This is a genomic window from Neobacillus niacini (assembly GCF_023715785.1).
GTDB classification, from domain to species: domain Bacteria; phylum Bacillota; class Bacilli; order Bacillales; family Cytobacillaceae; genus Neobacillus; species Neobacillus niacini_E.
In genome coordinates this window covers 107,858-120,818 of sequence record NZ_JAMBOX010000007.1, presented here as the reverse complement: position 1 = coordinate 120,818, position 12,961 = coordinate 107,858, and the positions used below count along the sequence as shown (strand labels likewise).

10 protein-coding genes and 1 pseudogene are annotated in these 12,961 nt (G+C 39.9%); 8 read left to right on the top strand and 3 right to left on the bottom strand.

Annotated elements, in window-relative coordinates; all coding sequences use genetic code 11:
• The 3 genes from M3234_RS14400 to M3234_RS14390 all read left to right on the top strand — a co-directional run bounded on the left by M3234_RS14400 (window position 1) and on the right by M3234_RS14390 (window position 2,918).
• The gene (locus tag M3234_RS14400) at window positions 1-708 is read left to right on the top strand and encodes an ABC transporter ATP-binding protein (protein WP_262305384.1); all 708 of its coding nucleotides are present in this window, start codon (window positions 1-3) and stop codon (window positions 706-708) included.
• Between the two features lie 87 nt (window positions 709-795).
• On the top strand, window positions 796-1,656 hold the full coding sequence (locus M3234_RS14395; RefSeq protein WP_262305383.1) for an AraC family transcriptional regulator: 861 nt from the start codon (window positions 796-798) through the stop codon (window positions 1,654-1,656).
• A gap of 23 nt (window positions 1,657-1,679) precedes the next feature.
• Window positions 1,680-2,918: a CaiB/BaiF CoA transferase family protein gene (locus M3234_RS14390; protein ID WP_311315658.1), complete on the top strand. Its 1,239-nt coding sequence runs from the start codon at window positions 1,680-1,682 to the stop codon at window positions 2,916-2,918.
• 680 nt (window positions 2,919-3,598) lie between these two features.
• On the opposite strand, the gene M3234_RS14385 is transcribed toward M3234_RS14390, so the two are convergent.
• A complete protein-coding gene (locus M3234_RS14385; RefSeq protein ID WP_262305381.1) occupies window positions 3,599-4,867 on the bottom strand; it encodes an MFS transporter in 1,269 nt (422 codons plus the stop codon).
• Between the two features lie 145 nt (window positions 4,868-5,012).
• Window positions 5,013-5,261, bottom strand: a complete 249-nt coding sequence (locus M3234_RS14380; RefSeq protein WP_262305380.1) for a type 2 periplasmic-binding domain-containing protein — start codon at window positions 5,259-5,261, stop codon at window positions 5,013-5,015.
• A 547-nt stretch (window positions 5,262-5,808) separates the two neighbouring features.
• On the opposite strand from M3234_RS14380, the gene M3234_RS14375 reads away from it, so the two are divergent.
• From M3234_RS14375 to M3234_RS14360, 4 genes are all read left to right on the top strand, one after another.
• The gene (locus tag M3234_RS14375; protein ID WP_262305379.1) at window positions 5,809-7,344 is read left to right on the top strand and encodes an NADH dehydrogenase subunit 5; all 1,536 of its coding nucleotides are present in this window, start codon (window positions 5,809-5,811) and stop codon (window positions 7,342-7,344) included.
• Entirely contained in the window at window positions 7,341-9,953 is a 2,613-nt protein-coding gene (locus M3234_RS14370) for a DUF2309 domain-containing protein (protein ID WP_262305378.1), read from the top strand. The genes M3234_RS14375 and M3234_RS14370 overlap by 4 nt, the downstream gene beginning before the upstream one ends.
• 83 nt (window positions 9,954-10,036) lie before the next feature.
• A complete protein-coding gene (locus M3234_RS14365; protein WP_262305377.1) occupies window positions 10,037-10,408 on the top strand; it encodes a Na-translocating system protein MpsC family protein in 372 nt (123 codons plus the stop codon).
• A gap of 38 nt (window positions 10,409-10,446) precedes the next feature.
• Complete coding sequence (locus M3234_RS14360) at window positions 10,447-10,941, top strand: carbonic anhydrase (protein WP_262305376.1); 495 nt, start codon at window positions 10,447-10,449, stop codon at window positions 10,939-10,941.
• Between the two features lie 108 nt (window positions 10,942-11,049).
• Here the strand turns inward: M3234_RS14360 and M3234_RS14355 are convergent.
• Window positions 11,050-11,783, bottom strand: a pseudogene (locus M3234_RS14355) (ABC transporter transmembrane domain-containing protein).
• Between the two features lie 813 nt (window positions 11,784-12,596).
• Here M3234_RS14355 and M3234_RS14350 point away from each other — a divergent pair.
• A complete protein-coding gene (locus tag M3234_RS14350; protein ID WP_262305375.1) occupies window positions 12,597-12,785 on the top strand; it encodes a hypothetical protein in 189 nt (62 codons plus the stop codon).
• Window positions 12,786-12,961 lie beyond the last annotated feature (176 nt).

The following is a 12,961-nucleotide window of genomic DNA, read 5'->3' as shown; positions in this document are numbered from 1 at the left end:
ATGTTACAAGTAGAAAACCTAACGATAGGTTATGGAAAAACTGAAGTCGTACACAATATCTCTTTTCATGTACAAAAAGGGGAGATTATTACCATTTTGGGTGCGAACGGTGCAGGAAAAAGTACGATTCTCAACACCATTGTTGGCCTTCATCAAGCAAAGGATGGGAGCATTCGTTTTCAGGGTAAAGAAATTTCTAAAGCCCGGCCTGATCAACTAGTTAAGCAAGGAATTCGGTTAGTGCCTGAGGGGAGGCAGATCTTCCCTCAGCATACTGTTTTGGAAAATATTCTTTTAGGGGCGTATATTGAAAAGAACGCCAATAAAATTGATTCTCGACTACAATCTATTTTTGAAAGGTTTCCACGGCTTGAGGAGAGGAAAAATCAGATGGGAGGAACTCTTTCAGGTGGCGAGCAGCAAATGCTGGCTATTGCTCGGGCGCTCATGACGGACCCTACATTGTTAATTCTTGACGAGCCTTCACTTGGACTTGCTCCAATTATTGTAGGAGAAGTATTTGACCTTTTAAAGCAAATTAGTTCTTCAGGTGTGACAGTACTTTTAGTGGAACAGATGGCGAATAGTGCATTAAAAATATCTGATCGAGCCTATGTTCTTGAGACTGGCCGTATTGTTCTGGAGGGTAAGGGAGAGGAAATTCGGAATAACTCAGATATTGCAAAAGCATATTTGGGAAGTATTTGATACGTATTTCGAGTATTTCTATACATACCTGAATAAACATAATAACTATGAAATAAATAATAAATTCCTACAAAGGTGATAGCTTAAATGTCTCGTAAAATATTAAATCTACTTTGGCTTGCTAAAAGTGAATATCCAGCAGGTAGCAGTCTTATCCCACATAAACATGATTACTATCAGATTTATTATGTCGTTTCAGGAGAAGGAGATTTTATCGTAGGAAATGAATCCGTGAAAATGGGTAAGGGGATGTATCTTTTTACAAGACCAAATGATATCCATGGAATTTCCAACACTCGAGATGTAGACGGAAAGCCGTTACGAATGTTGGAAGTTAAGTATGTTGTTTTTGATACCAAGTTAGAAGAAGGTTTAAACCAGATACCAATTGTATGCAAGGGGACAGATAATATAGAAGAAATGCTTGAGTTGGTTTTTAAAGAAGGAATCGATACACTTCCTTGGTATCTAGAAATAGCAACACATACATTTATTGCTACACTTTATTACATGATTCGATTTCAAAGTATTGAGGTATCGTCAAATCCCCAAAAGTCAAAAGTGGTGGAACAGATTAAAGAGAATATACAAGAAAATTATAAGAATGAGATTTCTTTGGACCACCTTGCAAAGTTTGTTGGTCATAGCAAAAATTATATTTGTAAAACATTTAAAGAAAATACTGGAATGACTATCAATTTATATCTCAATAAAGTACGAATTGATAAAGCCGCTGAATTACTGGTTAACACTGATTTTGATATAGCGGAGATTAGTAGTGATGTCGGATATAATAACATTTATCATTTCATCAAGACGTTTAAAAAAATAGTCGGTACTTCACCTGGGAACTTTCGCAAAAGTGAACTGAGTGGTAAGGCACTTGTGAGTTCCAAAGTAAGTGCGATTGCTACTATTCCAACCCAACAGGCTAGGAATGATGTATAACATAGATAAAATTATAAAACGAGGTGAAATTTTTGACTGTTCTATCAGGAGTAAGAGTTTTGGATTTAACCCATTATATTGCAGGCCCTTTCTGCAGCCAAATACTTGCTGATTATGGTGCAGATGTCATAAAGATTGAACGATTGGAAGGGGAAGTAGGAAGAACATCTGCTCCCATGGATGATGATGTGAGTTTGTATTTTACCTCAGAAAATCGGAATAAAAGAGGGCTTTCATTAGACTTGAAAAGTTTAAAGGGGAAAGAGATTCTTCACCGCTTAGTAGAATCTGCAGATGTTTTAGTCACCAATTATGGTTCCAATGTACCCGAAAAATTAGGTTTTGATTATGAAACCATTTCCGCTATTAATCCAAAAATTAGTATGATCCATATTACTGGCTTTGGAACAACTGGCCCGTATCGGGATTACGGAGCCTATGATGGTGTCATTCAGTCCATGAGTGGGTTAGCTGAATTAACTGGACATCCAGATGGCCCGCCGACCTATGTTGGATTTTTTATTGCCGATCATATTGCTGGATTGCAAGCAACTTTAGGGACTATGCTAGCCTTATTTCATAAAGAAAGAACTGGAAAAGGCCGCTTGGTGGATATAAGTATGCTTGATGGATTGGTTTCATTATTAGGGTTTAGTATCGCTGAAGCGAAGCTCCATGGGATTAAAAAACAAAGATGGGGAATGAGTGATCGTTTTCAATATTCGAAAGCATTTCAGACAAAAGATGGGTATGTATTTATGTCCTATATGAATGTACCTGAAAAAAAGTGGATTGAATTGGCTGAACTAATTGGCAAAAGTGAATGGGGCCAAATTGATTCACCATTCTTTAGGGAAGAAGGAAGATTCAAAAACAAAGAAATATTGGATACAGCAATTACGGAATGGACGATGGAGCATACAAAAGAGGAAGCTTTTCAACTTTTACAACAAGCAGGTATTGCTAGTAGTCCAGTAAATAATTTAATGGAAGTCATAAATAATCCTCAAATTCAACATAGAGAAATGATCCAAACTATAAAAATTGAAGAAACTGATGTGCCTGTTCCTGGTGTTGCTATTAAGATTCAAGGAAATCCAGTAAGGGAGTTTACCCACCCTCCAGCCCTAGGTGAACATTCAGAGGAAATCCTAGGACAATTGGGCTTTACCGACAAGGAAATAGAGGATTTTATTACAAACAATATTATTAGAGTTGAAACAAATAATTGTCGTTATAGTCAAATGAATTTGGAAACATAATTTATGTGTTTAAAAGTTGATTATTTCTTGGAAAATGGTGTAACCAATTTTTTAAAAAAAGCGGGGGTGTATGAACACAAAGATTTTAACTCTTCACCGAATGCTATGATTTATCGGTGGCTAATGAAAAATTAAATATAAAATCCCCCGATTCAAACAAAATAATTATCCACCTTTGAGTATAGTTGAACTCAGGTGGATTTTTTTGTATATGCTAAAATCTAAACTCTAAATATCCTGCTAATTTCAAACGCCAAGTCCTTTAAACAGGAAGGATTGAGCAACTTCATTATTCTTATACGTGGCACTTTTGCTGTTGTTATTATCTTCAAAAAGATAAACCGTCACTTTCTTGTTGTCGGGACAAAAGAGGCAGGCATAGATGGAGTAGAGATCGCCTGTTCCCATGGATATTTACCAGCATAAAATATGAAAATATTTAACACGTAATAGACTATTTTTTTTCCATTCTTAATCCTACATACCAAATAACCAATTTGCTACATAAGGGTAGTTCCCATATCGCATGGCTATTTCCCGTTGAAATAGGGTAAGTCTTTCAATTATCCTGTTGTTTTCCAGCTTTCCTCCATCCATTACTCTAAAAGGAAGGGGGGTTAATAATTCCATGACCATTTGTTTCGCACTTTCATGATCAGAGGTTACATAAACATCACTTTTTAGACCTTGATGAATCGGTTCTTTCTTGAACTATGATCATACCGTGCTGCTTCTTTCGAAGCTTTTATTCCCATTATCGTATACAGAAGCGGGAAAATTAATAGGAATGAAATGGTTAGATAGGAGAATAATATACTTTTGTCTGCCAAATAAGATACTAACAAAGATATGATGATAGCTTGTGCCAAGCTGAGCAGTGAAACAGTCGTCATGACCCTGCCAATAAATTTCTCCTCCACAAAATCAAAAACAAGGGTTCTCGATAACACTTTCACATTTCCTATAAAAAAACCAATTATGATATACGTAAAAAAAGCAAGTAACACTGATTTGGTTAAGCTGAAAAAAACTGTTGAAACACCTAATAAAAGGATGGAAAATAATAGGTTTTTTTGCGAGTTCATTTTTGCTGCAAGAAAAGTACATATCATTGCCGATAGTAAGCTTCCAATCCCAGCTCCGCTGTCGATGAGACCTAATGTAGTTCCAGTCCCATTTAGGACGTGATGATTAAAAGGGGCAATGAGTGCATTAATTCCGTAAAAATATGGCAAAGTGACGCTTGTCGTTAATACAAAAAATTTCGCTTTTTTATTTTGAAGGAAATAGGTCCACCCCTCCCAGAAATCAGTGGTGTATTTCTTAAGGGAAAATGGATGGCTTTCCTGTTCCCCAGTGAGTGGATTCGGCCGTTTGATTAGCAGAAAAAAGATGGCGGCTGGCAAATAGGACATTCCTGATAATAGAATGGAAAACTCCATTCCAATCCAGTCGATTACGATTCCTGCAATGACTGCCGATGCCAAGAGGCCTACCTGCCAAGCACCTTGAACTAAGGCAATCCCTTGGCGGTAATGATCTTTATCCAGGATGGATTTTAATATGCTTTCTTTCGTAGGTTCTAAAATATACCAGGCAATATAGCTAAAGAAAATCGATATTGAAAAAAAAGAAATAGAAAAAACCCCAGCGTAGAAACTTATGGGAATGATGAGGATTGCCATAAGCCGCACCAAGTTGCAAAGTACTGCTATCTTTCGCTTGTCGTATCGGTCAATCAACACGCCGGCAAAGGGCGCTAAAATTACGGATGGAAACAGGGTGAGTACGAACATCTTGCCAACTTCAAAGGCGGAACCGGTTTTGCTCAAAATTAATACGATGGAGGTAAGTCCAAAAATTCCCTCACCTAGAACACCGATTAGAGTGGCAATAAAAAAATACAGAAAGTTTTTTTCCTTTACCAACAAATAATAATTTTTAGTCATCTTTACACATCCTGTCGAAGCAGATTTATTTAGTTAAAGAATACAGTCTGTTGGCAAAGGATGGTAATACATAAAAATTACAAGTTTATAAGAAAAAGTTATAATACAAATTTAAAACCGGTATAGAGTAAACTCTTTACCGGTTTTATAAAGCTTCGTCCAAATGTTTTAAAATCTCACTTGCTTTTTTTCTGTATGCATCCTTATAAAGTAAATCGATGCTTCTTTGGAAGTATGGGTCATCAATGGATTTAATAATAGCAGCAGGAGTAGCGTGTTTTAGCTGTGTCGATACCATACGTGGGATAATAGAGGAACCAATCCCCTTTGTTACAAAAGTAACGATGGAATCATTAAATTCTAATTCTATTAATGGTTTGAACGATAAACCCATCTTTTTATAATACCTATCTACAAAAGCTGCCGGATAAAACAGCCTCAACAAAGTATTCCATTTGTTTGAGTGTAATCAAATGTTTCAACTCCTTAGAATATTGGAGATTTTTCCCTATACATTATTTTCAATCAATAGTTAAAAATTGTAAAGTTTTACAGGAGTAACACGGTATGTTATACCTTCCCTAGAAACATTCGATAAAAAGGAACTTGACAGAATGTTTATTCAATAGTAATATTTTAAATGCAAATAATACTTGATGATTTTTTTAAAAATAAAACCCTTTAGCATAACGTTAATGTAACCCATGGGCCTTATGAAAAAGGGATAGTCTAGAAAAATCATATAAGCATCCGTTTATTCATGAATTACATACAATAAAGGTAGACTATTTAAAAGCCTGATAGGCAGTTAAAGGTAAACCGGCAATCTTCAATGTTTAATGGTATTAACATGACCATTAGCTTGAGAGTTTGCCGGTTTTTTTGTTCTAAAAAACTAAAATAGATTCCTATTCTTAAAATCTATGGGGGAGAGAGAGAGTGTGTCCCATTATCTTGAGTTAATCACATTACCAGCTGTATTTTTCATCATTCTTGCCTTATCCATGGTAAGCGCCATTTTCCTGCAATGGGAAAAGGTTCCCTTATACTATATTCGTTATCACATCGGTATCGTATCATTATCTCCAATCGTCGCCTTGTGGGGGCTTCTCTCTAACAAAGGATCGGTGTTGTATGGACCTTGGCGTTTTGACTCCCTTTCTTGGCTTCTGGCCTTTTTTGTCTTGACCCTTGGGTTGATTGTGCAGCGCTTTTCTGTTCGGTACTTATTTGGCGATCGTTTTTACCGAAGCTATTTTACTTTACTCACACTCACTACAATTGCTGACACCCTTGCCTGGCTCAGCAATGACCTTCGACTAATGTTGACCAGCTGGGGAGTCACCCTTTTGGCACTGACGTTGCTGATCCGATTAAATAAACAGTGGCATGTGGCCAGAAAGGCAGCCGCCTTTGCTGGTCGGCTATTCTTACTCAGCTGGATTATCCTGCTTCTGGCTGTCATTTGGATGACACAATCGACAGGACAATGGCAGCTATCACTTGTACTTGAAAAAAATAATCTTGCGCAACTTGCACCATGGGAAGTAACCTGTATCAACCTCCTATTAATAGTGGCGATGATGATTCCCGCAGCACAGTTTCCTTTCCAACGCTGGCTGCTCGACACGGTCGTGGCGCCAACGCCTGTTTCTGCTGTCATGCATGCCGGTATTGTCAATGCCGCTGGTCTTATGTTTACTCGATTCGCTCCGCTTTTTAGTGGTGATTCGGCACAGCTGATTTTACTCGTTTTGTCTGGTTTTTCAGTATTGTTGGGGACCGGAATGATGCTTGTCCATGTCGACTATAAACGGCAGCTGGTCGGCTCCACTATCGCTCAAATGGGATTCATGCTGATCCAGTGTGCATTGGGAGCTTATTTGGCCGCCATTATTCATGCGATTTTACACGGCCTGTTTAAAGCGAGCCTCTTTCTGCAGGCTGGTTCCGCCATCCAGCACAGCAAAACTCATTCCTTCAAGCACCATACGTTTCCCTATTTGTGGGGGATCACTGGGGGGATTTTAGGTTTCATGACGGGTATTGGCTATTGGCTGACTTCTGGCGGTGGGGGTTATCAAATCATCAGCGCCCTCATTTTAGGCTGGTCCGTGATAATAGGTTGGTCCGGACTGGTTGCTTTTGGAAACGGCCGGATTGGCCGGTTGGCAGGATTTATCACCCTTGCCGCAGCCATTTTGATGTTCAAATTCATCCACATGGCCTTAGAGAAGCTGCTGCATGAAACAATCATGTCTGGGATGCAGCCTCCCGCACCTGCCACCATCTTGGTATTGTTTATTTTGCTGGGAGGCAGTGCTTTTGGTTTATGGTTAGCAAACAATCGCTCCTCAAAGGCATTTACCATCATTTATCTTTGGCTGGTGCATTTGGGTGAGCCGCACAAAGAGGTAGTGGAAAGCCACCCAACCTATTTGGCAAAATCCTTTTCTGACAGGGGGTATTTTAGATGACAACGTCATTGGCTGAAACATTAAATTGGGAAAAACGAGTTGTCGAGTTTTCGATTCAGGATGTAGTAAAAGCTGCTAGCGAAGTCATTGTACCGCTTGGGCCGATCAGCAGGTTTGCCGCACGCAGCCCCTGGGCCGGTTTGGAACAGCAATCATTTGAACAAATCGCGCGCCGGCTCAAGAATATATCTGATCTCGAGCTATTTCCTGATGATTCTATCCTGCAAATGGCACGGAATCAAGGGGAAATTGATGTAAATTTTTTAGAAGAAGGGCTGCAGCAATGGCTGGAGCGGCACTCTTTCGGTCTACCGCGTACAGCAACGGAGGCATTTTGCCGCGCGGCGCTTACACAGGAACTGCCGGCTCATGATCTGACGGCACTTCCTGAAGTGAAACGATTGGCAAAGAAACTGAAAGGGTTTAAGTTTCATCTGAAGGCAAGACCATCCGTCAAAACGCTCAGTCAGCGGTTTGGACCGATAGATGGCGAGTGGGCGTTAGTCGAACTGAATCGCCATATGATTAAATGGTGTAAATTGTTCCTGGATGAGTCCCAGGCTGTCTGGCCGATGCCAATCCGCGAGGAAGGTTTTTATTCCGCATGGCAGCAAATGGCCACCTTAGACCCTGCCTTAACGAAAAAGAAACGCAGCCAGATAAAGAATCTGCCCAAAGAAGCGGACAGGGCCTTAACAGAGGCATTATCCCAATTAGGTATTGCTTATTCAGAGAGGCAAGAATATCTTGAAGCCCATTTGCTTGCCCTGCCAGGATGGGCGGGAATGATGCAATGGCGTTCGCAGCAAAATATACAAGAACGTTCCTTGCTTACTGATTATTTAGCTGTACGAATTTCAATGGAGCTGGTATTCTTGAAGCCTTATCTTCCTTTGCCCGAGCAGGGGACGGAAGGAGAAGTGCAACTGGAAACGCTCATTTCTGCCTGGCTCCATTGGGGGAACTTATCCATCAATCAGTGGTACCGATTACCCGCTGCGGAACAGGGGGCACGTTTGAACCTTGCTTGGCAGTTCGATAAAATTACTCGAAATAGACTTTGGCTGGAAGCTTGGGAAAAGACGTATGAAAACCAGTTAAAAGAAAAATTCGTTTCGACGAAGCAGAGGACCTCTGTGCAAAAGAAAGCTTTAATGGCCCAATTCGTTTTTTGTATCGATGTGCGGTCAGAGCCTTTCCGCCGCAAACTGGAACAGATAGATGGTTTTGAAACCTTTGGTACAGCTGGATTTTTCAATTTGGACATTGAAACCTGCAAACTGGATCACCCTCATAGCCATCCATCCTTGCCAATCATCTCAAAACCGCAATTTAAGGTAAGAGAATATTTGCCTGAATCGCAATACCAAGCGTTTCATGAGCGTACAGAGGCAGTCCAATCACTTTCAGGTACATTCAAACAGATGAAACACAACCTGCCTGCCAGCTTATTACTGCCAGAGGTGAGCGGACCGTGGCTCAGTATACAGACTTTGGCGCGAACCTTTTTACCAAGGAGTACTGGCAGCACTTTTAGGAAAATACTTGAGTCATGGATCAAGAAACCCGATGTGAAATTAACGCTTGACCGAATGGAACACACAAGCACGGAGTTACCGGTCGGTTTTACAGAGGGAGAGAAAGTGCAATATGCGGAGCAGGCTTTAAAAATGATGGGGCTCACCGATCATTTCGCTCCATTCGTGGTGATATGCGGACATGGGAGCCGCAGCGTGAATAATCCATATGCCGCTTCGCTCGATTGCGGGGCATGTGGCGGGGCTTCGAGCGCTTTTAATGCGCGGGTGCTGGCGGAATTGTGCAATCTTTCCCATGTACGCCAGGCCCTGGATGAAAGAGGGATCTCGATTCCAAAAGATACTGTTTTTGCAGCCGCAGAACATATTACATCACTGGATGAATTAAATTGGATTTATCTGCCACAGCTTTCGGAGCAGGCTGAACAAGCCTATAAACAAATCCAAGCCGTGCTGCCAAAGGTGAGTGAGGAGGTAAATGCCGAGCGAATCTCGAAATTGCCGAATTTCAAAAATACCTTCAAACATCCTAAAGCGGAAGCCGAGCGGCTTTCAGAGGACTGGAGTGAAGTGCGTCCGGAATGGGGGTTGGCACGTAATGCGGCGTTTGTCATCGGGGAACGAAGCTTGACCAAGGACTGCAATCTGGAGGGAAGAGTGTTTCTCCATAACTATAACTGGAAAAAGGATAAAAACGGTTCACTGCTTGCCGGTATCATTGCTGGTCCGGGAACGGTTTGTCAATGGATCAACCTGCAATATTACGCATCCACCGTGGCTCCCCATTATTATGGCAGCGGCAATAAAGTCACCCAGACCGTAACCGCTGGAATTGGAGTAATGCAGGGAAATGCCAGTGATTTGTTATCTGGGCTGCCATGGCAGTCGGTCATGCAATCGGACCAACAAGCCTATCATGCTCCATTAAGGCTGCTGGTGGTCATCCAGGCACCAACGGAATATGTGGAAAGATTGTTGAATCACGATCGGGCCTTTCGGCAAAAAGTCCAAAACGGTTGGCTTCGTCTTGCGTCGATTGATCCGGAAGGAAACTGGAAAAGCTGGTCTTAGTGCGCCTCGGTTTATATGAAAAGTACTAACTTTGGATTAAAATAATATAGCCATATATATAGTAGAAAAGGGTTGAAATCAAGATGGAGAAGTCAAAAGGATCGATTGAAGCCGAAATTAGTAAAGCCTTAACGCAATGGGAGAAAAGTTATCTTGGCCGCGGTTCCATTGCTGTGAAAACGAATATTTTACGGGATATGGTGATTGTGACACTGAATGGAATACTAACCCCTGCTGAATATGCCTTATGTAAGGACAAAGAGGGATTATTATCAATAAAAATGACACGAAACAGCCTAGTGGAGTCAGGTCAAGAAGATTTAAAGCAGATTATTTTTTCGATAACTGACCAAGAGGTAACCAGTTTTTATACCGACATCAGCACCCAAACCGGTGAACGGGTCATGGTCTTTAAACTTTCAGGGGACTTAGAGAAAAAACTATCCAATGGATGAGGATTTGAACGGATTTAATTGATAATGGGGTGAAAGTAATGAATACCGACGAAAAGAAAAAAGTGCTGTTTGTGATGGGATTGGAGCAAGGACCGGAACGGATTCTAAACCAAATGAGCGGCCTTACACCGGATCATATCTTAGTCATGCAAACCTATGGAGCAGTGATTGAACCCTTTGGTGATCTCATGCGGGACATCATCCTTGCTGTTAATCGGGACAATGTCGAAGAAATTTTTGTTGCCGCTCCAGAAGTTGATCAAAAGAATGTAAAAGAGACGCTAAAAAAAATGTATGCTAATCAAGAATTACAAGAGAAAATTCAAACATTGGATTATCTGTTTAAAAATTGCAAGCCCGAATATCAAAATACCAGCATACGAGAATGGCTGGAGGGTGGCAAAACTTCAGCCAATAGTAAGCAAACGAATGCGGAAGTGATTCGAAACCATCCATTGCTGCCCTCTAATGTCAAAGTGACGGAAGTAATGATGGAGAGCGAAGATCAATCAAAAATGGCAAAACTGATTTAAACATGGACGTCCTAAAATCGGCAAAAAAGGGGCGTCTGCCCATGGAAAAAAAGAACAATCTATTTTAAGTATTTATGAGTTTTAACCTGAGCCGTTTATATGTCAAATTCAAGGATCAGTCCACAGGAACAGATTGTCAATGCCCTTATTTCCTTTACTTCTTTCTAGGCTCTCGGAATGATAAGCCTTCACTAGACGAATGTCTGCCAAAACTCTTCCTAAATTGGCTGAAAATCTCGCCATTTCATCCTGGGTTAATTTTGAGATTTTATACATTTTTTGTCCTAGCGGCATAATGACCGCTATCGCAAGCGGCACGGCGATTAGCATAATCAAGGTCATTTTCCAATCAATGAACAGGAGAATCACGATAGAGCCGATGATGGAGATCAACCCTGTGATAAATGTGATTAAATGCTGTTTTTTTAACGTTTTGATTGTGTTGTATCCTGGGTTATCCGGCTCATCGTATCTCCGGACTGATGCTGGTCAAAATAAGGGAGAGACAGATGGAGAATTTGTCCCCAAAGTCTTTTTCTAATCGAAGCGATGACATATTCACCGAGATAAGTCATTAAATAATAGGAAAATCCCGAAGATACCGTTTGCACGATAAAAGCAGCCGCTAATAAAAGGATGACAGATATTTCTAACGCAGATTCTGAGAGTTGGTTGACTAATGATTTTGTAAAAAGCGGGACAATTAAACCGGCACCTGTTTCAAGGAGGCTCAGAATAACCGCCACGACAAAAATTGTGACGGGTGGCTTTGATTGTCTAAGTAAGTGCCAGAACGTACGAATGTGGTCTGCTTTAGGAAGGTTCTGTTGTTTCGTTTCCATTATTTAATTTCACTCCTTTTTTCTCCAAGTAAAAACCTAATGCACGAGCAAGCCATTCTTCCTCTTCGGATGAGAAGGGGGAGTGAAATAGCCATGCATCCTCATTAACTTCTTTACCAGAAATTTCTCGGACAAAACCTAACGTAACATGAGAAGCAAGTGAAAAATAAAAATACGGATATTTTTTATAAGGTGTGACGAAAGAAACCTCGATAAATATGAAAAAGGTTGAGACATAAATGTGTGGATCCCAACCGTAACAGGTAATTATCTATAAATCATTCACTCTATAACAACTCTTTTACATGAAAAGTGTCGATTATAAATGTGACTTTTTTTAAACGTTATTCACTATATTATGTGACTTTTGGTTGGTAGAATTACTTTGAAAATAAGGAGCATAATTTTTCAGAAAAACATTATTTTTAAAAAGGGGTAGATCATTATGACTTTTCTTAAAGGATTATTACACAGTTTATTTAATCTTGGCGCTTTTTACCCGTTAATTATAGCAGTTTTAATATTTGGAATAATGTGGTTAATTAGAAAACGCAGGACACAATAGACCACGTAGTCTTTTTAAAAGGTTTGATGTATGAAGGAAAATATGAAAGATTAGAATAAGATAAAAGAAAATCCATTAAAATTGGCGCAACTGTGGAAGTATTCAATCTGAAGCTCAGAGGTTATGTTCTGAGATTATCTTTTGGCAACCCATCAGAAAAAAGCCAGGCACCGCCTTATTGGAGTGGTGCCTGGCTTTTTGTGGTATAGTTTAAATATTTACTATATTTATTCACAAGAGGGTATGGAATGAAGGTATATAAACTTAAACGTCAATTTAATGGCTATAAAAAAGGGACTCAGTTTTTCTTAATTAGTGAATCTGAATTTATTGGGGTTAAAGAGTTTGTTTTTAGGACCGATGATTTAGCGAATCGGATATCAATCGGTGAAAAGGAACTGATGAAGTATTTTATTTTTATAAAAGAAATCTATTGAATGAAGAACCCTGCAAAAATAAAAAGGGTGTTTGAGCATTGGTTTAATAATACTTGAAATGGTATAGGATGAAATTTATCGTGTTGTGATAAGAAGGATAGAAATGGAGAGAGCCTTTATGACTAAATTTATCATTAAAGATGAAGTTTGGACCTTATTCCCGCATGCAAAAATAG

Excerpts from the sequence above, each read along its gene's own strand:
- M3234_RS14350 (WP_262305375.1), top strand. The coding sequence starts at position 12,597 with ATGAAGGTATATAAACTTAAACGTCAATTTAATGGCTATAAAAAAGGG.
- M3234_RS14395 (WP_262305383.1), top strand. The coding sequence starts at position 796 with ATGTCTCGTAAAATATTAAATCTACTTTGGCTTGCTAAAAGTGAATAT.
- M3234_RS14370 (WP_262305378.1), top strand. The coding sequence starts at position 7,341 with ATGACAACGTCATTGGCTGAAACATTAAATTGGGAAAAACGAGTTGTC.
- M3234_RS14400 (WP_262305384.1), top strand. The coding sequence starts at position 1 with ATGTTACAAGTAGAAAACCTAACGATAGGTTATGGAAAAACTGAAGTC.
- M3234_RS14365 (WP_262305377.1), top strand. The coding sequence starts at position 10,037 with ATGGAGAAGTCAAAAGGATCGATTGAAGCCGAAATTAGTAAAGCCTTA.
- M3234_RS14385 (WP_262305381.1), bottom strand. The coding sequence starts at position 4,867 with ATGACTAAAAATTATTATTTGTTGGTAAAGGAAAAAAACTTTCTGTAT.
- M3234_RS14360 (WP_262305376.1), top strand. The coding sequence starts at position 10,447 with ATGAATACCGACGAAAAGAAAAAAGTGCTGTTTGTGATGGGATTGGAG.
- M3234_RS14380 (WP_262305380.1), bottom strand. The coding sequence starts at position 5,261 with ATGGGTTTATCGTTCAAACCATTAATAGAATTAGAATTTAATGATTCC.